The following is a 22,801-nucleotide window of genomic DNA, read 5'->3' as shown; positions in this document are numbered from 1 at the left end:
AAAACCGTCAAACATTGAATCGTTCGTCCATTTCTGTCCGATTCATCCGTTTGTGTCCGACACCCTGGCTCTCCGACTCGACAATCACCCCACCTTCATCCCCCCAGGAGCGAACCGTGTTCGTGATCTTCGGAGCATCAGGCAACGTCGGCCAGTCGACCGTGACGACCTTGCGCAACGCCGGCCATCCCGTGCGCGCGGTGTTGCGCGACGTACGCCATCGTGAACGCTTCGCGCAGCTTGGCTGCGATGTCGTGATCGCCGAGCTGACGGACGTGAACGCGGTCGCATCCGCGATCGACGGCGCACAGGCCGTACAGATACTGTGCCCGGTACCCGTCGCCGACCCCGATCCGGCCGCGACGATGGCGCGGACGATCGACGTCGCCACCGCCGCACTCGCCGCAAACCCGCCGCCTGCGCTACTCGCCCTGTCGGATTACGGCGCGGAGCGCGAAGGCAACACGGGCATCACGCGTCTATTCCATTACCTCGAGGAGCGGCTGAGAACGATCCCGACGCAATTGACGCTGCTACGTTCGGCCGAGCATCTGCAGAACTGGGCGCGCGTGCTGCCGGTCGCGCTCGGCACCGGCGTGCTGCCGAGCTTCCACCATCCGGTCGGCAAGGTGTTCCCGACGGTCTGGGCGCCCGATGTGGGCGTCGTCGCGGCGCGGTTGCTGCTCGATGCGCCCGAGGGCGGCAACGGGCCGCGCATCGTCAGCGTCGAAGGGCCGCAGCGGGTGAGCGTGGCGGCGATCGCCGATACGCTCGGCGCGGCGGCGGGCCGGTCCATCGTCGCGCGTGAACTGCCGCGCGACACCTGGGCCGCGACGCTGCTGCGGGCGGGCCTCAGCGAACGCCATGCACAGTTGATCGTCGATCTCTACGACGTGCACAACGCCGGACAGATCGACGTCGAGGCGGGCGTGTCGGAGCGGCTTTACGGCACGACGGCGCCGGCCGATGCACTCGCGCAGCTGTTGCGCCAGCACGCGCGCTGATCGACGCGGCGGCGAGCGTTGCGCGTGTTGCGCATCACGCCTGTCGCCGCACCTTGTTCAGTACCGCATACGAAAGCGACCCGATCACGATCCCCCAGAACGCGGAACCGAGCCCGAGCCACGTCATGCCCGACGCGGTCGCGAGGAACGTGATCACCGACGCCTCGCGGTGATTCTCGTCCTCGAAGATCCCGTGCACGTTCGCGCCGATCGCGCCGATCAGCGCGAGCCCCGCGAGGATCGCGACGAACGCCTTCGGCAGCGCGAAGAACACCGTGACGATCGTGCCCGCGAAGAGCCCGCCGACCAGGTAGAACGCACCGTTCGCGAGCCCGGCGACGTAGCGCCGGCCCGCATCCTCGTGCGCGTCCTTGCCGGTGCAGAGCGCGGCCGTGATCGCCGCGACGACGATCGTGATCCCGCCGAAGCACGCGACCACGAGCGACATCACGCTGGTCGCCGTGATGATCGGGCGCGCGGGCGTGTGATAGCCGGACACGCGCAGGATCGTCATGCCCGGCAGGAACTGGCCGGTGAGGCTGACGACGACGAGCGGCAGCGCGAGGCTGAGCGTCGTGCCGAGCGTCCATTCGGGCGCGATGAAGATCGGGTGCGCGATGCTCGGCGACACGTTGCCGAGATGCGTCATCCCGAGCGCCGTCGCGAGCGCGGCGCCCGTCAGCAGCACGAGCACGATGCTGTAGCGCGGCAGCAGGCGCTTGAAGATCACGTAGGCCGCGATCATCCCGAACGCGAGCGCGGGCTGCTCCGATGCGGCGGCGAACGCGTGCGTGCCGAACGGCAGCAGGATGCCGGCCATCATCCCGCATGCGATGCCGCGCGGAATGTGACGCACGAGCCGGTCGAAATAGCCGGTCACGCCGATCAGCAGGATGATCAGCGCGGCCGTGATGTAGGCGCCGACGGCCTGGTTGAGCGTCAGTTGCGGAAACAGGCCGACGAGCAGCGCGGTGCCGGGTGCCGACCACGCGGTGACGACCGGCACCTTCAGCTTCCAGCTCGCGAACAGGCCCGAGATGCCCGCGCCGATCGAGATCGCCCAGACCCACGACGACACCATTTCATTGGACACGTGCGCGGCCTGCGACGCCTGGAAGAAGATCGCGAGCGGGCCCGCGTAGGAAATCAGGACCGCGAGAAAGCCCGCGGTGATCGCGGAAACGGACCAGTCGTTGCCGATCGCGCGGATTGCGCCGGGCGGGGTGTTCGATTGCATCGTCGTGGGGGCGTGCGGCGCGTGGCCGGGGGCAGAGCCGGGGCGAATGATTGTTGGAAGCCCCGGACGAGCCGCCATTCTGGACATTGGCGGCGCAATTGGCAATGCGCGGGCACGAGCGGTATCGTCGGCATTTCGTAAGAAAAATGCGGCGCGGCGGACGAATCGGCGGCCGTACGGCCTGACGCCCGCGTCGCTGAATCGGGCTGCTTCACGAAGAAGTGCGGCTCCGCCGCACGTCACGTACTGACCTGCAGCACCTTGTCGACCACCGCCACCTTTACCCCGCTCCCCGTCGACAGCGACGCCGTGCCTTGGTCGAACGGATGCACGGGCGTATCGGTCGGCGTCCACGCATGGCGCGCGAGCAACGCGCGATACCCGCCGCGGATCACGAAGCCGCCGCATTTCTTCGCATACGCGTCGCGCCGCATCCGGTACGCGCGCGGCAGGTCGTACCACGGCAGCTTCGGCAGGTCGTGATGAACGAGGTGGTAGTTGTTGTTCAGGTACAGCAGCCGCATCGCGAAGCCGGCCTCGTTGATCGTGATGCGCGCCTTCGGGTGCCGCGCGGCGCGGTGCTCGTACAGCGAGCGGATCATCGCGAGCGACAGCGCGGGCCACGTGACGGCCAGCAGGTAGTACCACCACGGCACGCCGATCTCGCGTTGCAGCCATGCGAGCAGCACGACCACGCAGGCTACGTGCATGATCCACATCGGCAGATGGCGGAAGTCGCCGCGCCGGAACCTGGAGACCGCATCGGCGACCGTCGCGGCGATGGCGAGCGGCGGCCCCACGACGATTCGTCCGATGAAAGTCTTGCGCGCGACCGTCAGCGCGCGACGCCAGCGCGGCAGCCGCGCCCAGCGTTCGCGCGTTACGTAGTTCGTTTCGGGATCGACGCCCGGCACGGTCAGGTCTTCGTCGCGGTGATGGTCGAGGTGCGTGTCGCGATACAGCGTGTACGGATACCAGACCGTCAGCGGCGGATAGCCGAGCAGCTTGTTCATGAACGCGGAACGTGTCGGATGGCCGTGCAGCAGTTCGTGCTGCAGCGACATGTGCCATGCGCCGAGCAGGATCAGCGGCGGCGTCGCGGCCGCGAGCGACAGGTGCCCGTCGCGCACGAGCAGCAGCACGGCCAGCCAGCCGCCGTAGATGACGGCGACCAGCAGCCAGGTCGGCCACTCGGTGCGGGCGGTGAAGCGGGCGCCGAGCGCGGCAATCGCGCGCGCGTGATCGACGTCGAAGTATTCGGCCATGGCGTTGAGGCGGATGGATCGGGCAGTGCGGGGAACGAGCGATGGAACCGGTGCGCTCGGCCCGGTGCGCAGGTGTCTCGCGGATCACGGTCGGCCTGTCCGGTATCGCGACGATGGCGATGCTCGGGCAGGCATCACGACGGTACCGGGATCGCCCGGCACGGCCAACCAATCGATTCGCATTTGCTTATCGCCGCGCGGCCGATAAGCTTCAGGCGCGCGGCATGACGGTCGTGCCCCCGTTCCGGCGTGATGAACCGGGTTTCGCTGTGCCGCCGTCGCTGCGTAGAATGCCCGCATGAGCCAATGGATCGCCGCCCTGCCGATGTACAACGTGACGCCGCGCCATGCCGTGCTGTGGCGCGCGCTGCTGCGCGACGCGCTCGCCGCGTTCGCGCGCGCGGGCGGGCCCGCCGATGTCGCGCTGCCCGACGAACCGTTCGGCGACCTGCACGCGCTGTGGCGGCGCGGTGATCTGCTGCTGTCGCAGACTTGCGGCTTTCCGTACCGGATGCTGGGCTTGCGCGACGACGTGCGATTGATCGCGACACCGCGTTTCGATGCGGACGGCTGCGACGGCGCGCGATACCGCAGCATGCTGGTCGTGTCGGCACGCGCCCATGCGGGCGGCGCGACGACGCTCGCCGCCTGCCGGGGACTGCGGGCCGCGTTCAACGGCGACGACTCTCACAGCGGGATGAACGCGCTCCGGCATGCGGTTGCGCCGCATGCGCTCGACGGACGCTTCTTCGGCTCGGTTACCGCGCTCGGCTCGCACCTGAACGTGCTGCGTGCGCTGGCTGCGGAAGAGGTAGATTGCGCGGCGATCGACTGCGTAACGTTCGCGTATGTGCGCGACGCGCTGCCCGGGTTGCTGAAGGACATCCGGGTCATCGGCATGAGCGCTGCCGCGCCGGGATTGCCGTTCATCGCATCGCGGGCGCTGGAAGATACGCGGGTCGCCGCATTGCAGGATGCGCTCGACGTCGCGGTCGCGGCCGATGCGGAACGCGCGCGCGTGCTGCGGCTGAAGGGATTCGAGCGGCTTTCGCCGGAAGACTACGACACGATTGCCGTGTTTGCTCGGGACGCCGCCGCGCACGGGTATCCGGAACTGGCATGATGCGCGGCGGTGCGGTGCACCGCAGGGCGGCGCGCAACGGCGGAACCGTCCGCGCCGCTTCCCGTCACTCCTCGTCCATCAACCGGACCTTGACCCGCTTGCCCTTGATCTTCCCCGCATTGAGCTTGCGGAGCGCGTCGCGCGCGACGCCGCGCTCGATTGCGACATAGGTCGAGAACTCGGTCACGTTGATCTTGCCGATCTGCTTGCCGTCGAACCCGGCGTCGCCGGTCAGCGCGCCGAGCACGTCGCCCGGGCGGATCTTGTCCTTGCGTCCGCCGAGGATCTGCAGCGTTTCCATCGGCGGCGTCAGCACGCCGTCGTCGGCCGGCTTCAGTTCCGCGAGCGGATGCCATTCGACGTCACGCTTCTGCGCCTGCTCGATCGCACCGACGCGGCCCATCTCGTCCATGCTCGCGAGGCTCAGCGCCCAACCGTCCTGATCCGCGCGGCCCGTCCGGCCGATACGGTGCACGTGCACTTCGGGATCGGGCGTCACGTCGACGTTGATCACGGCTTCGAGCTGCGCGATGTCGAGCCCGCGCGCCGCGACGTCGGTCGCCACCAGCACCGAGCAGCTGCGGTTCGCGAACTGGATCAGCACCTGGTCGCGCTCGCGCTGGTCGAGCTCGCCGTGCAGCGCGAGCGCGTGGAAGCCCTGCGCGTGCAGCACGTCGAGCAGGTCGCGGCACTGCTGCTTCGTGTTGCAGAACGCGATCGTGCTCACCGGCCGGTAATGGTTCAGCAACTGGCCGACCGCATGCAGACGCTCGTTCTCCGTCACTTCATAGAAACGCTGGCGGATCTTGCTGTTGTCGTGACGCTCCTCGAGCTTCACTTCCTTCGGATTGCGCAGGAACTGCTGGCTCAGCTTGACGATGCCGTCCGGATAGGTCGCGGAGAACAGCAGCGTCTGGCGCGTGGTCGGGCACATCCGCGCGACCTTCGCGATGTCGTCGAAGAAGCCCATGTCGAGCATCCGGTCGGCTTCGTCGAGCACCAGCGTGTTCAGCGCGTCGAGCTTCAGGTTGCCGCGATCGAGGTGATCCACGATGCGGCCCGGCGTGCCGACGACGATGTGCGCGCCGTGCTCGAGGCTCTGCGCCTGCGGGCGCATCGGCGTGCCGCCGCAGAGCGTCAGCACCTTCACGTTCTCCTCGGCGCGCGCGAGGCGGCGCACTTCCTGCGCGACCTGGTCGGCGAGTTCGCGCGTCGGGCACAGGATCATCGCCTGCACGTCGAAGCGGCGCGCGTCGAGGCGGGCCAGCAGCGCGAGCGAGAACGCGGCGGTCTTGCCGCTGCCCGTCTTCGCCTGCGCGATCAGGTCCTGGCCGGCCAGCGCGACCGGCAGGCTCGCGGCCTGGATCGGCGTCATGTCGACATAACCGAGCTGGGCGAGGTTGGCGAGCGTGGCCGGCGTCAGCGGCAGCGCGCTGAAGGGCGTGGCGGTCGGCTGGGTCATTGGAGGTCTCCGAGGTAAGGCTTGCCTTCCATCTGTTCGTAGACGACGTTGCCTTCATCGTCCTCGAAGCGCTCGAGGTAGTTGCGGGCGCCGCACAGCGGGCAGCGGAACAGCAGCCCCTGGCCTTCGTCCTTGATGACGACGTCGGACTGTTCCCACTGCGTGCCGCAGCTCTGGTTTCGGCAGGTAAACACGGATTTTTCTCCAGCTGAATTCGGTTGATGGCGCGCCCGGCGGGCGCGGCAACGAGGTGCGGCGCTCGCGCGGCTCGGGCGCGGGCCGCACCGGCGGTCGCGTGGACCGCGTCGATGCGGATGGTGGATCGGTGGCGACGGCGTCGCGCGTGCCCGCATTCTAGCGGATGCGGGCGGGCGGCTGGGGGCGGCCGCTCGCGCGTGGCCCGTAGCGGGCGAGCGGCCGGGGCGACCGGCTGCGGTTCGGCCGTTAGCGGGCGGCCGGCAGCGGACGGCCGGTGGCGGATGGCCGGCAGCGGACGATCGGCAGCGGCGCGGCGGGCGGCATGGCAGCCGGCGAAGCCTCCGCAGGACGAAGCACGCCACGGCATCCGCATCCGCCATGCAAAACGGCCACCCCGGAGGGTGGCCGTGCGGTGCGGCGAATCGGGGCCGGACGCGTTACAGCGCCATGTCGGCCGACGCCTTCGCGGGGCGTGCCGGGGCCGTGCCCGTCGCCTGCGACGGCGTCGCCATGTCGATCTTCGGCGGCGGCGCCAGTTGCAGCACGTCGCTCGTGTAGGTCCATTCCTCGACGACCTTCGCCGGGCTGTCGTTCAGCTTCGTGCCGTAGCTCGGCACGATCTGGCGGATCTTCTGCTGCCACTCGGGCGTCGCGACCTTGTCCTTGAACACCTTCTTCATCAGGTTCAGCATGATCGGCGCGGCCGTCGACGCGCCCGGCGACGCGCCGAGCAGGCCCGCGATGCTGCCGTCCTGCGAGCTGACGATCTCGGTGCCGAGCTTCAGCACGCCACCCTTCACCGGGTCGCGCTTGATGATCTGCACGCGCTGGCCGGCCTGCCACAGGCGCCAGTCTTCCTTCTTCGCGTTCGGGAAGTATTCCTTCAGCGCGTTGAAGCGGTCGTCGTCCGACAGCATCAGCTGGCCGGCGAGGTACTGGACCAGCGGGAATTCGTCGACGCCCACGCGCATCATCGGCGCGACGTTGTGCGTGTTGGTGCTCTTGAGCAGGTCGAAGTACGAACCGTTCTTCAGGAACTTGGTCGAGAACGTCGCGAACGGCCCGAACAGGATGATCTTCTTGCCGTCGATGATCCGCGTGTCGAGGTGCGGCACCGACATCGGCGGCGAGCCGACCGACGCCTTGCCGTACGCCTTCGCGAGATGCTGCTTCACGACCTCGGGGTTGTCGGTCACGAGGAACGAGCCGCCGACCGGGAACGCGCCGTAGTCCTTCGCCTCGGGGATGCCCGACGCCTGCAGCAGGTGCAGCGCACCGCCGCCCGCGCCGATGAACACGAACTTCGCGTCGACCGACTGCGCCGGTTCATCCGAGTGCAGCTTGACCCACGTCACGTGCCACGTGCCGTCGGCATTGCGCGTGATCTCGCGCACTTCGCTCGACAGCGACAGCGTGAAGTTCGGCTGCGTCTTCAGGTAGCCGACGAACTGGCGCGTGATCTCGCCGAAGTTCACGTCGGTGCCGATCGGCGTCCACGTCGCCGCGACCTTCTGGTTGCGGTCGCGGCCTTCCATCATCAGCGGCACCCACTGCTTGATCTGGTCGTAGTCCTCCGAATACTGCATGCCGCGGAACAGCGGGCTGGCCTGCAGCGCCTCGTAGCGCTTCTTCAGGAAGCGCACGTTGTCGTCGCCCCACACGAAGCTCATGTGCGGCGTCGAGTTGATGAACGAGTGCGGGTTCTTCAGCACGCCCTGCTTGACCTGCCACGCCCAGAACTGGCGCGAGATCTGGAACGACTCGTTGATCTCGATGGCCTTCGAGATGTCGACCTTGCCGTCCGCCTTCTCCGGCGTGTAGTTGAGTTCGGCGAGCGCCGAGTGGCCGGTGCCGGCGTTGTTCCAGCCGTTCGAGCTTTCCAGCGCAACGCCGTCGAGGCGCTCGACCATCGTCATCGACCAGTCAGGCTGGAGCTCGTGCAGCCAGACGCCGAGCGTCGAGCTCATGATGCCGCCGCCCACCAGCAGGACGTCGACCTTCTTCGTATCGGCGGCGTGCGCGGACGACGCGGCGACGCACAGCGCGAGCGCCGACAGTATTACCCGTAACGTTTTGATCACAGCAGATCCCTTTTTCAACTTGGATGCATCGGTTTGCCAAGCCGCCCGGCGCGCGTGTCGACCGCGGTGAAACGCGGATCCGGAGATCCGGATCGCGAATCCGGAATTCCGGATCGACGCCGCGCCGCGTTGCATTTGCGCACGCGAAACCGTCGGGAAGGACACCTTCGGATCGGCTTTTCGCGGGCAGGCAAGCGCCTGCGTCACAGTGGCGCACGACGCGCCCGGGCCCTTGCGGCAAGCCTTGGCGGAAGGCGCTTCAGGCTGCGTGGAAAGAGGCCGCGCGCGACGCGTTTTGCGGGGGGCGGGGTGGCAAGGGGCGCGTAATGTAACCGAACTCGTTTGCTGTGTCACAAACGAAAAATACCGTTGTTTTCGTGGGGTTTTTTGCGTGTCCGGGTTTCCGGAATGACGGTCGGCGGAACCGGGAAACGTGTGGATAACTGCGCGGGATCGCGAGGGGTTTTCGGGAGCGTCTTGCTCGTGTCTCGTCGTGTCGCGGCAGCGTGCCGCGACACGATCGCGCGACGTCACGTCACTTTACTTGGCGGCACCGTTCCGGCAGAACTGGTCGTACGCTTGCGCCGAATTCGCGAAGCCCTTCTGCTTCGCGAGTTCCCACGGGCGCTCGCATCGTTGGGTCGTTTCGCACCACGAATAACCGGCTGAACCGATGCAGCCATGCGCGTCGCGATCGCTGCCGACCATCGGCGGGGCGGGCGGCGCCGACGATTGGGCCGGCGTCGTGGATGGTGCGGCACAGGCGCTCAATGCGAACGCGCAGGCCAGCGTGGCGGCCAGCGACAGGGAAGGGACGAAACGCTTCATGGGTGGTGCTCCATGGGATGAGTATTCGGAGAATCGGCTGACGGCCCCTGCGTTCGCCGCGTCGTTCAGGCGCCCGGTACCGGCACGCGCGACGAGAACTTCACTTCGCGCAACGCGAGGCTCGACTGGATCGACGAGACCCCGGCCTGCTTGCGCAGCACGCGCTCGACGAATTCGGCGTACGCATCGAGATCGGCCGCGACGACCTGCAGGATGTAGTCGGCCGCGCCGGTGATCTTGTGGCACGACGTCACTTCGTCGTGCCGTCGCATCACCTCCTCGAAGTGATCGGAATCCTCGTCGGAATGCATGTTGAACGTCACCTGCACGAACGCGAACACGTTCATGCCGAGCGCGCGCCGGTCGAGATTCGCCTGGTAGCCGGTGATGACGCCTTCGTCCTCGAGCCGCTTGCGGCGGCGCCAGCAGGGCGTGACGCTCAGCGACAGCTTCTCGCCGAGCGTCGCGTTCGACAGCGCGCCGTCGTCCTGCAGCAGGCGCAGCATGGCGCGGTCCACGCCATCCAGTTCGACCGAAGCGCGAATTTTGCTCATTTTCGGGATTCCGTAGGCGGTTTTCGCAAAATTGTACGAAAGGCGCGCGTCGAAAGCAAAGTTATTGCCGCCTGCGGTCAATAAACTGTTGCCACCCTCACCGCAACAGTCAACCATGCTCACGGTCTACAGCAGCGATCACCAATTGCATCGCGGCGTCGAACTGAAGGACGGCGCGATCACCGATTCGTTCGAAAACCCCCTTCGCGCCGAGACGGTGCTCGCGCAGGTGCGTGCCGCAGGACTTGGCGACGTCATCGCGCCGAAACCGTTCGACCGCGCGCACTACGCGGCCGCGCACAGCGCGCGCTACGTCGATTTCCTCGCCGGCGCGTGGGACGAGTGGGCCGCGACGGGCCGCACCTGCCAGGCGCTGCCGCTCGTGTGGCCGGTGCGCGCGATGCCGGCCGCCGCGACGCCGCCCGCGTTCATCGACGGCAAGCTCGGCTTCTACGCGATGGACGCCGGCGCGCCGATCAACGCCGGCACGTGGGACGCCGTGAGCGCGAGCGCGAACTCGGCGCTCACCGGCGCCGACCTGCTGTCGAGCGGCGCGGCGCGCGCGGCGTTCGCGCTGTGCCGCCCGCCCGGCCATCACGCGGGCCGCGAGTACATGGGCGGCTATTGCTACCTGAACAACGCGGCGATCGCCGCGCAGCACTGCATCGCGCAGGGCGCCGCGCGCGTCGCGGTGCTCGACGTCGATTTCCACCACGGCAACGGCACGCAGGACATCTTCTACGACCGTGCGGACGTGCTGTTCGCATCGATCCACGGCGAGGCGCCGGTGTCGTACCCATACTTCTCCGGCTACGCGGAGGAGCGCGGCATCGGCGCGGGCGAAGGCTTCAACCTGAACCTGCCGCTGCCGAAGGGCACGCTGTGGGATACCTATTCGGCGGCGCTCGACCAGGCGGCAACCGCGATCGCCGCGCATGCGCCCGACGCGCTCGTCGTCTCGCTCGGCGTCGATACCTTCGAGCACGACCCGATCAGCCATTTCCGGCTGCGCTCGCCCGACTACCTGCGCATCGGCGCGGCGCTCGCGCGCCTGAACCTGCCGACGCTGTTCGTGATGGAAGGCGGCTACATGGTCGACGAGATCGGCATCAACGCGGTGAACGTACTGCTGGGATTCGAAGGGCGCGCGTGAGCGCATGCGCGGCCTTCGACGAACGACGAATCCGAACACGAACGAAGTGCGACAAAGGAGGAGACAGGCATGAACCGGCATCACAAGACGGCACTCGCCACCGCGGCCGCATTGACGTGCGCGCTGGCCGCATGGCCCGCGCACGCGGACGAGATCGTGCGCATCGGCCACGTCGCGCCGCTGACCGGCGCGATCGCGCATCTCGGCAAGGACAGCGAGAACGGCGCGCGCCTCGCGGTCGAGGAAATCAATGCGAAGGGGCTGACGATCGGCGGCAAGAAGGTCACGCTGCAGCTCGACGCGCAGGACGACGCGGGCGATCCGCGTACCGCGACGCAGGTCGCGCAGCGGCTCGTCGACGACAAGGTGATCGGGGTCGTCGGCCATCACAACTCGGGCACGTCGATTCCGGCGTCGCGCGTCTATCGCGACGGCGGCGTCGTGCAGATCTCGCAGGCCGCGACCAACCCGACCTACACGCAGCAGGGCTTCAAGACGACCTATCGCGTCGTCGCGACCGACGCGCAGCAGGGGCCCGCGCTCGCGATGTATGCGGCGAAGAACATGGGCATCAGGACGGTGGCCGTGGTCGACGATTCGACCGCGTACGGGCAGGGCCTCGCGACCGAGTTCGAGAAAGCCGCGAAGGCGGCCGGCATGAAGGTCGTGTCGCGCGACGCGACCAACGACAAGGCGATCGACTTCCGCGCGATCCTCACGAAGATCAAGGGCGCGAACCCGGACGCGATCATGTACGGCGGCATGGACGCGACGGGCGGCCCGCTCGCGAAGCAGGCGCGCCAGCTCGGCATGCGGGCGAAGATCCTCGCCGGCGACGGCGTGTGCTCGACCGACCTGCCGAAGCTCGCGGGCCCGGCCTCCGACAACGTCGTGTGCTCCGAAGCCGGCATCGCGCTCGAGAAGATGCCGGGCGGCGCGGCGTTCGCGAAGCGCTACGAAGCGCGTTACCACCAGCCGATGCAGGTGTATGCGCCGTTCTCGTACGACGCCGTCCACATCATCGTCGACGCGATGAAACGCGCGAACTCGACCGATCCGGCGAAGGTGCTGGCCGCGATGCCGGCCACCGACTATCGCGGCGTGATCGGCGAAACGAGCTTCACGCCGCAGGGCGACCTGAAGCACGGCGCGATCTCGGTGTTCACGTACAAGAGCGGCAAGAAGGCGCTGCTCGATATCGTGAAGATGTGACGCGGCGGTGATGTTGCGTTGGTGTTGCGTCTGATGTCGCGGGGGCCGCGAAGCGGGACAGGCTTCGCGGCCTTCGCCGTTTACAGCGCGCGCACTCGCGCGCTGTCGGCGCGGCGCTCCGCGTCGTGCACGATGTGCAGCTCGCGTGCGCGGATCGGCAGCACGCAATCCGCATCGGCAAGCGCCTTGCGCACCTGGCGCGCGAGGCGCCAGCGCATCGCCCAGAACTTGTCGGTGTGCGTCCACACGCGCATGTTCGCGACCGCCGTGCTGTCGTCGAAGCGCATCACCATCACGTCCGGTTCCGGCTCGCGGAGCACGTCGGGATCGGCGAGCGCCAGCTTGCGCAGCGCATCGAGCGCACGGTCGATGTCGTCGTGTACCGATACTTCCACTTCGAGATCGAGGCGGCGTGTCGGGTTGCGCGTGTAGTTGCGAATCGAGCTGCCCCACAGCGCGCTGTTCGGCACGTACTCGCAGATGCCGTCCGGTTTCGTCAGCCGCGTCATGAAGAGCCCGACCTCGTCGACGGTGCCCGCGACGCCCGTGCCGCCGTCGATATAGTCGCCGACCTTGAACGGCCGCAGCAGCAGAAGCATGATGCCGGCCGCGATGTTCTGCATCGTGCCTTGCAGCGCGAGCCCGATCGCGAGGCCTGCGGCGCCGAGCACCGCGACGATGCTCGCGGTTTCGATGCCGAGCTGCGACAGCGCGCCGACGATCGCGACGATGCGGATGCCCCACACGGCCACGTCGCAGAGGATCGGCCGCAGCGTGTCGTCGACGCGCTCCTTGTTCGAGAGCAGGCGGTTCAGCCAGTTGCCGATGCGTTTCGACAGCCACCAGCCGACGACGAGCAGCGCCAGGCCGGCACATAGCTTGATGGAGAGGGTGGACAGTGCGTTCCACAGGAACGTCCAGCGTTCCGGGTGTAGTTGGTCGAGAAACATGAAGGGATTCCGGGTTGAGGAAGCCGTGCGCGATGCGACGCGAATGTGCCGTGGTCGGGCACGCTCGCGCTCACGCGCCGGCAGCGTTCGACTGTACCTGCGGCACGATGGTTCGCTCGCATGGGTGGGGTCAAATGCCGCACAGCCGTGCCGCCGGTGCATGACATCGCGATTTCGATCTAGTACGAAGCGACTTTTCCAGTAACTGAGACTTGTCCTATTCAGATGCTTCGATCGCGCCGATACACTCGTCTTCACGTTGCCGGGTCGCGACGATCTTTCCTCCGCGATACCCGGTTCTTTCCCGATTTTTCATTGACAGACAGCGAGTGACGACGTCATGCGGTTAGACCTGCGTTTCCGTCTCGCACGCGAACAAGGTCTATCCGCGCTCCGCGGCGCTTGCGGTTTCCCGATGCGCCGCGCGCTGCTGCGCGGTGTCGTTGCGGCCGCCTGTGTGGCGGGTTCACCGGGTGCGTCGGCGCATGTGTCCCACGACACCGCGCCGTTTTCGCCCGTGACGGCCGACCTTGTCGACGTGCCTTTTTTCGATGCCGCGCGAACAACGTGGGGCGGCTTGCATGCATCGTCGGCAGCGCCGCTCGACGTTGCCTACGCGTTGCCTGCGTCGACCGTGCCGAGCGTGCATGAACGCGATGGCGCCGTTGCGCGCTTCGGTGCATGTGTGGCCTACCGCGTGCTGTGCGATGCGGCGCGCGGTGCGGTCGAACGCGCGTACGCGTCGAGGTTCGATTACGGTCTTGCATCGGCGTTGCCCGCGATGGGTGAACAGGCCGCGTATGAACGGCGTCCCGTCGATCTCGCCGCCGCTGAACCGTTCGTGCTCGAAGAGGCCGAGCGCGGCGCGCGTGGCGGCGCGATCGTCGGCAGCCTGCGGGCGTCGCTGGCGCGCGCCGATCTGCCGGCCGGCGTTGCCGAGCAGGTCATCCGCATGCTCGCCGGGCGCATCGACCTGAAACAGCACGGCGCACTCGGCGACACCTTCCGCGTCGCATACGAACCCGACGACAGCGCGATGCAGCCGGGCGGCACGCGCGTGACGGCGCTCGAGCTCCGCTTTCGCGGCCAGTACGTCGCGGGCGTGTGGTTTGCGCCCGCTGACGGCGCGTCGGGTGGCTATTACGACTTCGACGGCGTGCCGCTCGCCGGTTCGCGGTTTGCGATGCCGGTCAACGCAACGCGGATCAGCTCGCATTTCGGGGCGCGCGTGCATCCGGTGACCGGCGCGCGTCATGTGCATTCCGGCGTCGATCTCGCGGCACCGGCCGGGCGCGCGGTTCATGCGTCGGAACGTGGGGTCGTGACGTTCATCGGCACCGAGCCGAGCGGCTATGGCAAGTACGTGGTGATTCGCCATGAAGGCGGCTATGCGTCGTACTACGCGCACCTGTCGGCGTTCGAGCCGACGCTGCGAACCGGCATGCGGGTCGCGCGCGGCCAGCGTGTCGGCGCGGTCGGCAGCACGGGGACGGCCACGGGGCCGCATCTGCATTTCGAGGTGCGCAGGCATGACCGTCTCGTCGACCCGGTCGCGCTGGTACAGGCGGGCGACGCGGCGAAGCTGAAGGGCGAGCGGCGCGTGGCGTTCAACCAGGTGGCGCTCGATGCGCGCACGCAGCTCGCGTCTGCCGACTGGCTGCGGTCGGTCGCGATGTCGACGCTTTCCCCGTCGCACGATGGCTGACCCCGCGGACTTGCAATGTGGGAATTAGATCGTTTGGTTAACTGACGAATCGCAAAGACGTCGCCTTAGAGTCTGAAGGAAGCGTGTAGAAGACGAATTGACAAACGGAAGCCGGATACCCGGTTCACCTGGCCTGACGAGAGGTACCTGATCGGGGCGCGTGGCCGGCAGCGGGCATGTCGCTTTGTCGCAGGAGTCGCAATACATGCGGATGGTCACGTGCCCGGAGCGCGCCGACCGGAAGGACTCGACAGGTATGATGGGAGTTAGCATATTTGCTAATATCGCGATGAAGAAGTGGACGATCCTGTACTACGACGAACGGGTAAAGCGTGAGGTGTTCGCTTTGCCCAAGGGTATTCTGGCTGGCTACCTCCGACTGATCGAGGCGATGGAAGAACACGGTGCGGATCTGCGGATGCCGTATTCGCGCGCGATGGAGGAAGGATTGTTTGAATTGCGCCCGCGAGGCCGTGAAGGCATCGGGCGTGTGTTCTATTGCATCCGGGTGGGATATGAACTCGTCGTCCTGCATTCCTTCGTCAAGAAGACGCAGGAAACACCCAACGACGAGTTGCAAATCGCCCGCAGGCGAATGAAGGAGGTACGTAACAATGGCTAAGGCTCGCCCCGCACATACAAGCGAGGAGCGGTATGCACCGGTCCGACACACTGCCGAAGACACCGCACGTCTGCTCACCGATCCGGCCATCAAGGCGGAATACGATGCACTGGAAGAGGAGTTCACCGCGCTTCGTGCGTTGCTCGACGCGCGCAAGGATGCGGGCCTGACTCAGGCTCAGGTCGCCGAACGAATGGGCACCACGACGTCGGCCGTATCGAGGCTCGAAGCTTCGTTTTCGAGCGAGAAGCACTCGCCGTCGTTTGCGACGCTGCGCAAGTACGCCGCAGCGTGCGGCAAGAAGCTCGTCATTTCGTTCGCATGAACACGCTGGCGTCAGGCGCTGATTTCGCAAACGAACTTCGTCGGGAGACCGCATACGCGGCCACGATCCTGACTGTGAATCCCGCACCTCGAGAAACTGCAGCCCGTCTGGTTCATCGTGTGGGCACTTCGTAGTCGAACACATTGGCTGCAGAATCAGCGTGGTTCGATTGTTTGTCACGTTCGTTCACGTTAACGCCACAGGTTCGACCGGCAACCAGATTTCCAGCACGCCGGCGCCCGTCACCGGATCGTAGTCGCCGCTGTAGCGCTCGAACTCGGGTGCGTCCACCGCCTTGAATCCCGACGTCGGCAGCCAGCCGTTCCAGATGCTGTAGAAGGTCTGGTGCAACGTCGAGACATGCCCGGCGTGTTCGAACACCGCGTACCGCTGTGGCGCCAGTTCGACCCAGCGAAACGGCGCGGGCAGCCGGTCGCGGCTCGTGACTTCCACGCCCGCGATGTATTCGAAGCTGCCGTCCGCATCGGGGTTGCAGCACACGCCGTACGTCACGTCGCCGACCTGGCCGGGAAGGGTACCGATGTATGGGATGAACGCTTGCCAGAGCGCCGGAATCCCTTCGTTGGTGTCAAACGTATAGCGGTCGCTCATGCCCGCGATCACCCGCTTGCCGGCGGTTTCGAAGCGCGACGGCCTCACGTCGATGATCTTCAGTTCTTTCATGCGCAGCGGCTCCACAAGAGACAATCCGTCGAGGGTGCGCCGTGCCCGCACGTCCTCGGGCGTGACGCCGAAGAGATCGCGGAAGGCGCGCGTGAACGCCTCATGGGAGCCATAGCCGGCATCGAGCGCCACGTGCAGGATGTCCGGCGCGCCTTGCGCGAGTGCGCGTGCCGCGCGCGTGAGCCGCCGCGACCGCACGTAGCGCATCACCGGCCAGCCGGTGTTCATCGAGAACAGGCGCGAGAAGCCGAAGCGCGACATGTCGCAACTGGCGGAGATCCTGTCGAGCGTCAGTTCCGTGTCTAGCGTGGTTTCGATAAACCAGAGTGCTTGTCCTACCGGATTCATGGCGTGCCAATGAGTGTGTCGGGCGGACTATATGGTATCGGCGCCGGGGGCATTTGATCGTTCTTGCGGCGCGGGCAGGGCGTGCGCCGGCTGACGCACTGGAGCGGATCGCCACGCCGTGCGGCGTGGCGACGGCGGGCAGGGCGGTGCGACTCAGCCCAGCGGCCAGTTCAGGAACACGATGCCGTCGTTGTAGTCGTCGTCGGCGCCGTCTTCCGAGCCGACGATCCCGAAATACGACTTCTTGAAGATATCGACCTGCCGCGAGCCGAGCCGCGACGGCTTGCCGTTCGCCATCACGATTACGCGCACGCGTCCCTTGCCGGAATCGAGCACCTTGGTGCCGAGGTTCTGGTCCTGCGCGCCGGCACCCTTGAACGTGGCGGCCGGTTTCGGGTTGTCGTCGACGTAGATGTCGATCGTCTGGTCGTTCGCGGCGTTGGTGAGCGCGGTGACGCCGAACTTGATGTTCGGCGGCAGGTTGAACGTGCCGTCGCGCTCGCCGCCGCCGATGCCGCCGGCACCGCTGCCGCTGTCCGCACCGGTTTCGTTGCCGCCGCCGGCGGGCGACGACGATGACGCCGCCGTTTCCCCGATCGCGGACAGGCTCGCGTACGAGTCGATATGCATCGCGCTGCCGCGCACGCTTTTCCACTGGCCCTTCACGAACGTGACGCCGGTGCCGACGTCGATCGTCGCGACGAGCGTGAACGGCATGCGCCCGGTGCTTTCGGGCACCTTCGACGAATAGGTGAAGCAGCCGTCCGCGACGACGCCCTTGTCGGTCGCGATCGCGAAATAGATGCCGGGGAAGTTGTTGCCGGTCGCGTACGGCGTCGGCACGTTGAGGATGACCTGCAGTTTCCCGTTTCGAATCTCTGCCTTGGCGATGTCGATGTACAGGCCCGGGATGTCGACGTAGGTCTCCGAGGTCGCCACGGGTGCACTGATGATCGAAGCCGAAAGGAGGGGCATGGATGTCTCCGTTGGTAGGACGGGTTTCTGTGGAGTGCGGCGCGAGGCGCCGCTGAATGCGGTGCCCAACCGCCGGCCGGCCCGGAGGCGGCCGGCGGTGGTCGGTCGTCGGCCGTGCGTCAGGTCAGCCGATCGGCCACTGGAGCACGACGATGCCGTCGTTGTAGTCGCTGTCGTGGCCGTCTTCCGACACGACGATCCCGAAGTTGACCGTGTACGGCGAGCCGTCCGATTTCTTGCCGTTGATCGGCGCGAGGCGCGCGTCGGTGGCTGACGGCTTGCCGTTCACCGACACTTCGAAGCGGATCTTGCCGTTGCCGGAATTCAGCGTCGCTTCACGCGGGCCGTCGCGCGTCGTCAGCTTGTGATACGCGGCGGGTTCCTTGCTGTCGCCGATGAACAGCTTGATGTGCTGCTGCTCGGCGGCATTCGCGAAGAAAATCGCGCGGAAATCGGTATTCGGCGGAATCGAAAACTCGCCGGCGCGATTGGAAGACGTTTGAGAATCGGCCATGCTCTCCTCCTGAGGAATGATGGGTAAGGCTTGGAGCCGTGTCGCGCAAACGTTTGCCGTTTGAAATGCGACGCATCGAGCATGCCGAAAAATAAATCAGAAAATATTCGCCGGGGAATGGCTATTGTTCAGTAAATCGAAAACCGAGGTTAATCGATTTAATGAAACGTGTTTAATTGGTGCTATTTGTAAATATTCGGGAAACTATATCGGCGCCCATATCGCTTTTCTGAACGATGCGCGATAACGCCGGCGGGGAGGCAGGGGAGGCGACAGCAATCGGGCTTGGGCGCGGACGTTCGGCGTTCGCATATGGCAGCGTTCGTTTCAACATCAGCATCTCGGTCATGGCCGCGCCCACCGGCCACCACCGAACGCCCGCGCCGAAACCCGATCGCGATGGAAATGGGGTGCGGCAACCGGCGAAGTGGATTGACCCACTCACTCCGAACGTGAACAGGGCTCCACCGGCGCCGCACCCATGAAGCATATCGACGGGGCTGCGCGACGCCTATCGGACAGGACTGATTCTGAGCGATCAAATTCGGCGTCATTTGCGCCCGGCCCGTTGACAGCCCCCGTCACCCTGTGATTTGATTCCGGCCATGCAAGCCGCCCAGCCCCTCTTCTCGCTACGACTACTAGCCCGTTTCTCCGGGCTGGGTCTGCGGCTGCGCGCTTTCCATCTGCTTCTTTCCTGAAGCGCCAGATTTCCCCCGCATCACCGACCTGGCCCCGGTTGTCGACCGGCGCCTGAGTTCGTCTTTCTTCCGAATCGTTCCGCTCCGTCCCGGTCGCTCAACCGCCAAGGCTGTCGTTCGCCGTACCGCTTTGCCGTTGTGCCGCTTTCCACCGTTTTCACCGCTGTGCGCGCAGCCTGCCACCACGACTGATGGCCATCGCGCCGCGGTTTCCCGACCAACCGACCGAGGACCGAACATCATGATGCTGAAGAACCCCGCGACGAAGTACCGACCGTTCACGCCCGTCAACCTGCCGAACCGCATGTGGCCGACGCGCACGATCACGCAAGCGCCGATCTGGATGAGCACCGACCTGCGCGACGGCAACCAGTCGCTGTTCGAGCCGATGGACGCGGCGCGCAAGATGCGGATGTTCAAGATGCTGGTCGCGATCGGCTTCAAGGAGATCGAGGTCGCGTTTCCGTCGGCGTCGGAGACCGACTTCAACTTCGTGCGCGAACTGATCGAAGGCGGCCACATTCCCGACGACGTGACGATCGAGGTGCTCACGCAGGCCCGCGACGACCTGATCGAGCGTACCTTCGACTCGCTGCGCGGCGCGAAGCGCGCGATTGTTCACCTGTACAACGCGACCGCGCCGGAATTCCGCAAGATCGTGTTCGGCCTCGACCGCGACGGCGTGAAGGCACTCGCGGTGAACGCGGCGCGCACGATCAAGCGCTTCGCCGACGCCGCGACCGACACGCATTTCACGCTGCAATACAGCCCGGAAACCTTCACGGCGACCGAGCTGGATTTCGCGAAGGAAGTCTGCGACGCCGTGTTCGACGTCTGGCAGCCGACGCCGGAGCACAAGGCGATCGTGAACCTGCCCGCCACGGTCGAAGTCGGCACGCCGAACTTCTATGCGGACCAGATCGAATGGATGCACCGCAACCTCGCGCGCCGCGATGCGCTGATCGTGTCCGTGCATCCGCACAACGACCGCGGCACTGCGGTCGCGGCGGCCGAGCTCGCGGTGATGGCCGGCGCGGACCGGATCGAGGGCTGCCTGTTCGGCAACGGCGAGCGAACCGGTAACGTCGATCTCGTCACGCTCGCGCTGAACCTCTACTCGCAGGGCGTCGATCCGGGCCTCGATTTCTCGCAGATCAACGAAGTCGCACGCACGTCCGAGGAATGCACGCAGTTGCCGATCCATCCGCGCCATCCGTATGTCGGCGATCTCGTGTTCACCGCGTTCTCCGGCTCGCATCAGGACGCGATCAAGAAGGGCTTCGCGGTACAGAAACCCGACGCCGTATGGGAAATGCCGTACCTGCCGATCGATCCGAGCGATGTCGGCCGCACGTACGACTCGATCATTCGCGTGAACAGCCAGTCGGGCAAGGGCGGTATCGCGTACCTGCTCGAGCAGAGCTATGGCGTCGCGCTGCCGCGCCGCCTGCAGGTCGACTTCAGCGCGGCCGTGCAGCGCCTGACCGACGACAGCGGGCTCGAGGTGACGAGCGCGCAGATCTGGTCGCTGTTTCAGCAGGAATACGTGGAAGGCGATGCGCCGCTGCGTTATGTCGGCCATGAGCTGAGCGAACGCGACGGCCGCGAGACGATCGTGCTGACCGCCGACGTGCACGGCGAGCGCCGCGTGCTGCGCGGTGAAGGCAACGGCCCGCTCGACGCGCTGATGCATGCGCTGCGTACGCCGCTGCGCATCCAGCACTACGAGGAGCGCGCGCTGTCGCAAGGCGCCGATGCGAAGGCGATCGCGATCGCGGAGCTGGCCGGGTCGGGCGTGCGCGGCAGCGCGTTCGGCGTCGGCATCGACGCGAACCTGACGACCGCGTCGATCCGCGCGGTGATCAGCGGTGTCAACCGCGCGTATGCGCGTGCGGACGAAGCGGTGCAGGCGACGTTTTTTGGCGCGCATTCCGCGGTGAAGGCTGTCGCGTAAGCGGCGTCGTGGCGGCTGCGCCGGCGGTGTCCGGCGCGGTCGCGTCGCCGCCGCCTTGGTGGCCGTCCCGGTGGCCGCTGCGCGGCCCGGCAAGCGCATCGCGCAGTTCCACCTTCATGAAATCCACCCACGCGCGCGTCTTCGCGTCGATGTGCCGGCGTGACGGATACACCAGAAACACGCCCACGTCGTCCGCCCGGTAATCGGGCAGCACGCGCACCAGCGCGCCTGAACGCAGATCGTCCGCCGCGACGAATTCCGGCAGCAGGCCGATTCCCGCCCCTTCCCGCACCGCGATCGCGAGCGATGCCGCGACGTCGGCCGTCATCGCCGGCTCGAACGCGACCGTTTCCGCATCCGCACCGCGCGTCAGTGCCCATTCACCCGCCGGGTAGGCCGGTGCGACCAGCTGCAGGCAGCGATGCCGCACGAGCGCGCGCGGCGTATCCGGCATGCCGTGATGCGCGACATACGCGGGTGCCGCGCACAGCACGCTGCTGATTCGCCCGACATCGATCGCGACCTGATCGGAGTTCGGCAGGTTCGGCATTGCGATGATGGCGACGTCGTAGCTGCCGCGGATCAGGTCGGGCACGTGCGGTGCGAGCGTCAAATCGACGCTGACTTCCGGATAACGCGCCTGGAAGCGCGCGACCAGCGGAATCACGAAACGGTTCGCGATGCTGGCGCTGCAGTGCGCGCGCAGTCGTCCGTACGGATGCAGCCGCGCGCCGCGCGCTTCGCGTTCGCTCGCGTCCACTGCGAGCGTGATGTCGCGTGCGCGGGCCAGATAGCGTTCACCGGCTTCGGTCAGGCACATCGAGCGCGTCGTGCGGTTCAGCAGCCGGATGCCGAGATGCGTTTCGAGCGACGCGATCGCGCGGCTGACATACGCGGTCGTGAGGTTGAGCCGCTTGCCGGTTTCGGTGAAGGTTCCCGCGTCGGCGAGCGTGACGAAAACCTGCATGCGTTGAATCAGATCCATCGGCGGAGCGCGAGTGTCGTGCGATGCCGCCACTGTAGCGGGCCACACGTTGCGCCGCGCACGCGCGGCAGCGCTCGATCGTCGCGAAACGGACAGCGCCGCTTATCGCCGCCGGAAGTATTCGCTCGGCGGCACGCCGAGCGCCTTGCGGAACATTGCCGCGAACGCGCTCGGGCTGTCGTAGCCGTGCTCGAGCGCGAGTTCGAGGATCGGCGTGCCGGCCGCGAGGCGCGGCAGGCTCAGCAGCAATCGCGCGTGGCGGCACCATGCGCCGTGCGTCATGCCCGTCTCGCGCTTGAACGTGCGTGCGAGCGTGCGCTCGTTCATGTGGGCATCGCGCGCCCACGACTGCAGCGTGACGGCCGCCGACGGGTCGTTGATCAGCTGCGTGCACAGCGCGGCGAGTGCCGGATGGCGCGGCATCGGCACATGCAGCGACAGCAGCGGCGCGATTTCGATTTCGTCGAGGATCAGCGCGAGCACGCGTCCCGCGCGATGCGAAAGGTCGTAGTCGGCCGGCAGTTCGCACGCGGTCACGATCAGTTCGCGCAGCAACGTGCCGACCTCGATCACGCGGCACTCGCCCGGCAGGCTCGGCCGCACTTCGCGCGCGACGAACACCGAGCGCATCTGCACGTCGCCGGCCATCCGGATCTCGTGCTGCGTGCCGGCCGGCACCCACACCGCGCGCCCGGTCGGCACGACCCAGCTGCCGGCATCCGCATGCACGAGCATCACGCCGGAAATCGCGTGAATCAGCTGGCCGTGCCGGTGCGAATGCGGCGGATACAGGACGCCGGACGCCGCGTCGGACACGGCGACCGCGATCTGCTTGTGCTTGTCCTTGCGCTCGAGCGCGCTGAAAAATGGGTCCACTTGTCCTTTTCTCGACGACGAATGCGCTTTGCGCGCGAGATCGAC

General features: G+C 66.7%; 21 protein-coding genes. 8 read left to right on the top strand and 13 right to left on the bottom strand.

Annotated features, from left to right (window positions below; translation table 11 throughout):
- The first annotated feature begins 116 nt into the window (after positions 1-116).
- On the top strand, positions 117-1,004 hold the full coding sequence (locus ABIC51_RS00735; protein WP_175860571.1) for an NmrA family NAD(P)-binding protein: 888 nt from the start codon (positions 117-119) through the stop codon (positions 1,002-1,004).
- Between the two features lie 34 nt (positions 1,005-1,038).
- Here ABIC51_RS00735 and ABIC51_RS00730 read toward each other — a convergent pair whose 3' ends face one another.
- Together ABIC51_RS00730 and ABIC51_RS00725 are read right to left on the bottom strand one after the other, a co-directional pair.
- On the bottom strand, positions 1,039-2,241 hold the full coding sequence (locus tag ABIC51_RS00730) for a benzoate/H(+) symporter BenE family transporter (RefSeq protein ID WP_060083049.1): 1,203 nt from the start codon (positions 2,239-2,241) through the stop codon (positions 1,039-1,041).
- A gap of 239 nt (positions 2,242-2,480) precedes the next feature.
- Entirely contained in the window at positions 2,481-3,506 is a 1,026-nt protein-coding gene (locus ABIC51_RS00725) for a fatty acid desaturase (RefSeq protein ID WP_226228539.1), read from the bottom strand.
- A gap of 298 nt (positions 3,507-3,804) precedes the next feature.
- On the opposite strand from ABIC51_RS00725, the gene ABIC51_RS00720 reads away from it, so the two are divergent.
- Complete coding sequence (locus tag ABIC51_RS00720; protein ID WP_124546448.1) at positions 3,805-4,629, top strand: phosphate/phosphite/phosphonate ABC transporter substrate-binding protein; 825 nt, start codon at positions 3,805-3,807, stop codon at positions 4,627-4,629.
- A 64-nt stretch (positions 4,630-4,693) separates the two neighbouring features.
- On the opposite strand, the gene dbpA is transcribed toward ABIC51_RS00720, so the two are convergent.
- The 5 genes from dbpA to ABIC51_RS00695 all read right to left on the bottom strand — a co-directional run bounded on the left by dbpA (position 4,694) and on the right by ABIC51_RS00695 (position 9,752).
- Positions 4,694-6,091: an ATP-dependent RNA helicase DbpA gene (gene dbpA / locus ABIC51_RS00715; protein WP_354006301.1), complete on the bottom strand. Its 1,398-nt coding sequence runs from the start codon at positions 6,089-6,091 to the stop codon at positions 4,694-4,696.
- Positions 6,088-6,285, bottom strand: coding sequence for a hypothetical protein (locus ABIC51_RS00710; RefSeq protein WP_027790018.1), 198 nt, complete (start codon positions 6,283-6,285; stop codon positions 6,088-6,090). Before ABIC51_RS00710 ends, dbpA begins: the two co-directional genes overlap by 4 nt.
- Before the next feature lie 441 nt (positions 6,286-6,726).
- Positions 6,727-8,388: a malate dehydrogenase (quinone) gene (gene mqo / locus ABIC51_RS00705; protein WP_172535130.1), complete on the bottom strand. Its 1,662-nt coding sequence runs from the start codon at positions 8,386-8,388 to the stop codon at positions 6,727-6,729.
- Between the two features lie 522 nt (positions 8,389-8,910).
- Entirely contained in the window at positions 8,911-9,198 is a 288-nt protein-coding gene (locus ABIC51_RS00700; RefSeq protein WP_027790013.1) for a hypothetical protein, read from the bottom strand.
- Between the two features lie 65 nt (positions 9,199-9,263).
- Positions 9,264-9,752, bottom strand: a complete 489-nt coding sequence (locus ABIC51_RS00695; RefSeq protein WP_027790012.1) for an Lrp/AsnC family transcriptional regulator — start codon at positions 9,750-9,752, stop codon at positions 9,264-9,266.
- Between the two features lie 115 nt (positions 9,753-9,867).
- On the opposite strand from ABIC51_RS00695, the gene ABIC51_RS00690 reads away from it, so the two are divergent.
- Together ABIC51_RS00690 and ABIC51_RS00685 are read left to right on the top strand one after the other, a co-directional pair.
- Entirely contained in the window at positions 9,868-10,905 is a 1,038-nt protein-coding gene (locus ABIC51_RS00690; RefSeq protein WP_059489445.1) for a histone deacetylase family protein, read from the top strand.
- Positions 10,906-10,974: 69 nt separating this feature from the next.
- Entirely contained in the window at positions 10,975-12,117 is a 1,143-nt protein-coding gene (locus tag ABIC51_RS00685; RefSeq protein WP_060086045.1) for a branched-chain amino acid ABC transporter substrate-binding protein, read from the top strand.
- An 80-nt stretch (positions 12,118-12,197) separates the two neighbouring features.
- Here ABIC51_RS00685 and ABIC51_RS00680 read toward each other — a convergent pair whose 3' ends face one another.
- Positions 12,198-13,067: a mechanosensitive ion channel family protein gene (locus ABIC51_RS00680; protein WP_146254647.1), complete on the bottom strand. Its 870-nt coding sequence runs from the start codon at positions 13,065-13,067 to the stop codon at positions 12,198-12,200.
- A 340-nt stretch (positions 13,068-13,407) separates the two neighbouring features.
- On the opposite strand from ABIC51_RS00680, the gene ABIC51_RS00675 reads away from it, so the two are divergent.
- The 3 genes from ABIC51_RS00675 (at position 13,408) to ABIC51_RS00665 (ending at position 15,719) form a co-directional block, all read left to right on the top strand.
- Entirely contained in the window at positions 13,408-14,772 is a 1,365-nt protein-coding gene (locus ABIC51_RS00675) for a M23 family metallopeptidase (protein ID WP_175898610.1), read from the top strand.
- Between the two features lie 205 nt (positions 14,773-14,977).
- Positions 14,978-15,394 carry a type II toxin-antitoxin system RelE/ParE family toxin gene (locus ABIC51_RS00670; protein WP_319000658.1) on the top strand — a complete coding sequence of 139 codons (417 nt, stop codon included), beginning with the start codon at positions 14,978-14,980 and terminating at the stop codon, positions 15,392-15,394.
- Positions 15,387-15,719: a helix-turn-helix domain-containing protein gene (locus ABIC51_RS00665; protein WP_027790006.1), complete on the top strand. Its 333-nt coding sequence runs from the start codon at positions 15,387-15,389 to the stop codon at positions 15,717-15,719. The genes ABIC51_RS00670 and ABIC51_RS00665 overlap by 8 nt, the downstream gene beginning before the upstream one ends.
- 186 nt (positions 15,720-15,905) lie before the next feature.
- Here the strand turns inward: ABIC51_RS00665 and ABIC51_RS00660 are convergent, their stop codons facing one another.
- The 3 genes from ABIC51_RS00660 to ABIC51_RS00650 form a co-directional block, all read right to left on the bottom strand.
- Complete coding sequence (locus ABIC51_RS00660) at positions 15,906-16,751, bottom strand: AraC family transcriptional regulator (RefSeq protein ID WP_175898613.1); 846 nt, start codon at positions 16,749-16,751, stop codon at positions 15,906-15,908.
- A gap of 153 nt (positions 16,752-16,904) precedes the next feature.
- A complete protein-coding gene (locus ABIC51_RS00655; protein ID WP_124533756.1) occupies positions 16,905-17,726 on the bottom strand; it encodes a fucose-binding lectin II in 822 nt (273 codons plus the stop codon).
- Positions 17,727-17,850: 124 nt separating this feature from the next.
- A complete protein-coding gene (locus tag ABIC51_RS00650; RefSeq protein ID WP_027790003.1) occupies positions 17,851-18,240 on the bottom strand; it encodes a fucose-binding lectin II in 390 nt (129 codons plus the stop codon).
- Between the two features lie 945 nt (positions 18,241-19,185).
- On the opposite strand from ABIC51_RS00650, the gene leuA reads away from it, so the two are divergent.
- A complete protein-coding gene (gene leuA, locus ABIC51_RS00645; protein ID WP_034196100.1) occupies positions 19,186-20,895 on the top strand; it encodes a 2-isopropylmalate synthase in 1,710 nt (569 codons plus the stop codon).
- On the opposite strand, the gene ABIC51_RS00640 is transcribed toward leuA, so the two are convergent.
- Positions 20,813-21,880 carry a LysR family transcriptional regulator gene (locus tag ABIC51_RS00640; protein WP_226128241.1) on the bottom strand — a complete coding sequence of 356 codons (1,068 nt, stop codon included), beginning with the start codon at positions 21,878-21,880 and terminating at the stop codon, positions 20,813-20,815. The genes leuA and ABIC51_RS00640 overlap by 83 nt on opposite strands.
- Positions 21,881-21,982: 102 nt before the next feature.
- Positions 21,983-22,756, bottom strand: coding sequence for an AraC family transcriptional regulator (locus ABIC51_RS00635; RefSeq protein WP_060206101.1), 774 nt, complete (start codon positions 22,754-22,756; stop codon positions 21,983-21,985).
- Positions 22,757-22,801 lie beyond the last annotated feature (45 nt).

Origin of the sequence: Burkholderia sp. 572 (assembly GCF_040545135.1) — a bacterium.
In the GTDB taxonomy this organism is placed as follows: domain Bacteria; phylum Pseudomonadota; class Gammaproteobacteria; order Burkholderiales; family Burkholderiaceae; genus Burkholderia; species Burkholderia cepacia.
This window is presented reverse-complemented; position numbering and strand designations above follow the sequence as displayed.

Bases quoted from the DNA above. Each gene is read 5' to 3' on its own strand.
- ABIC51_RS00730 (WP_060083049.1), bottom strand. From the start codon at position 2,241: ATGCAATCGAACACCCCGCCCGGCGCAATCCGCGCGATCGGCAACGAC.
- ABIC51_RS00725 (WP_226228539.1), bottom strand. From the start codon at position 3,506: ATGGCCGAATACTTCGACGTCGATCACGCGCGCGCGATTGCCGCGCTC.
- ABIC51_RS00720 (WP_124546448.1), top strand. From the start codon at position 3,805: ATGAGCCAATGGATCGCCGCCCTGCCGATGTACAACGTGACGCCGCGC.
- dbpA (WP_354006301.1), bottom strand. From the start codon at position 6,091: ATGACCCAGCCGACCGCCACGCCCTTCAGCGCGCTGCCGCTGACGCCG.
- ABIC51_RS00700 (WP_027790013.1), bottom strand. From the start codon at position 9,198: ATGAAGCGTTTCGTCCCTTCCCTGTCGCTGGCCGCCACGCTGGCCTGC.
- ABIC51_RS00695 (WP_027790012.1), bottom strand. From the start codon at position 9,752: ATGAGCAAAATTCGCGCTTCGGTCGAACTGGATGGCGTGGACCGCGCC.
- ABIC51_RS00690 (WP_059489445.1), top strand. From the start codon at position 9,868: ATGCTCACGGTCTACAGCAGCGATCACCAATTGCATCGCGGCGTCGAA.
- ABIC51_RS00685 (WP_060086045.1), top strand. From the start codon at position 10,975: ATGAACCGGCATCACAAGACGGCACTCGCCACCGCGGCCGCATTGACG.
- ABIC51_RS00680 (WP_146254647.1), bottom strand. From the start codon at position 13,067: ATGTTTCTCGACCAACTACACCCGGAACGCTGGACGTTCCTGTGGAAC.
- ABIC51_RS00675 (WP_175898610.1), top strand. From the start codon at position 13,408: ATGCGGTTAGACCTGCGTTTCCGTCTCGCACGCGAACAAGGTCTATCC.
- ABIC51_RS00670 (WP_319000658.1), top strand. From the start codon at position 14,978: ATGCGGATGGTCACGTGCCCGGAGCGCGCCGACCGGAAGGACTCGACA.
- ABIC51_RS00665 (WP_027790006.1), top strand. From the start codon at position 15,387: ATGGCTAAGGCTCGCCCCGCACATACAAGCGAGGAGCGGTATGCACCG.
- ABIC51_RS00660 (WP_175898613.1), bottom strand. From the start codon at position 16,751: ATGAATCCGGTAGGACAAGCACTCTGGTTTATCGAAACCACGCTAGAC.
- ABIC51_RS00655 (WP_124533756.1), bottom strand. From the start codon at position 17,726: ATGCCCCTCCTTTCGGCTTCGATCATCAGTGCACCCGTGGCGACCTCG.
- ABIC51_RS00650 (WP_027790003.1), bottom strand. From the start codon at position 18,240: ATGGCCGATTCTCAAACGTCTTCCAATCGCGCCGGCGAGTTTTCGATT.
- leuA (WP_034196100.1), top strand. From the start codon at position 19,186: ATGCTGAAGAACCCCGCGACGAAGTACCGACCGTTCACGCCCGTCAAC.
- ABIC51_RS00640 (WP_226128241.1), bottom strand. From the start codon at position 21,880: ATGGATCTGATTCAACGCATGCAGGTTTTCGTCACGCTCGCCGACGCG.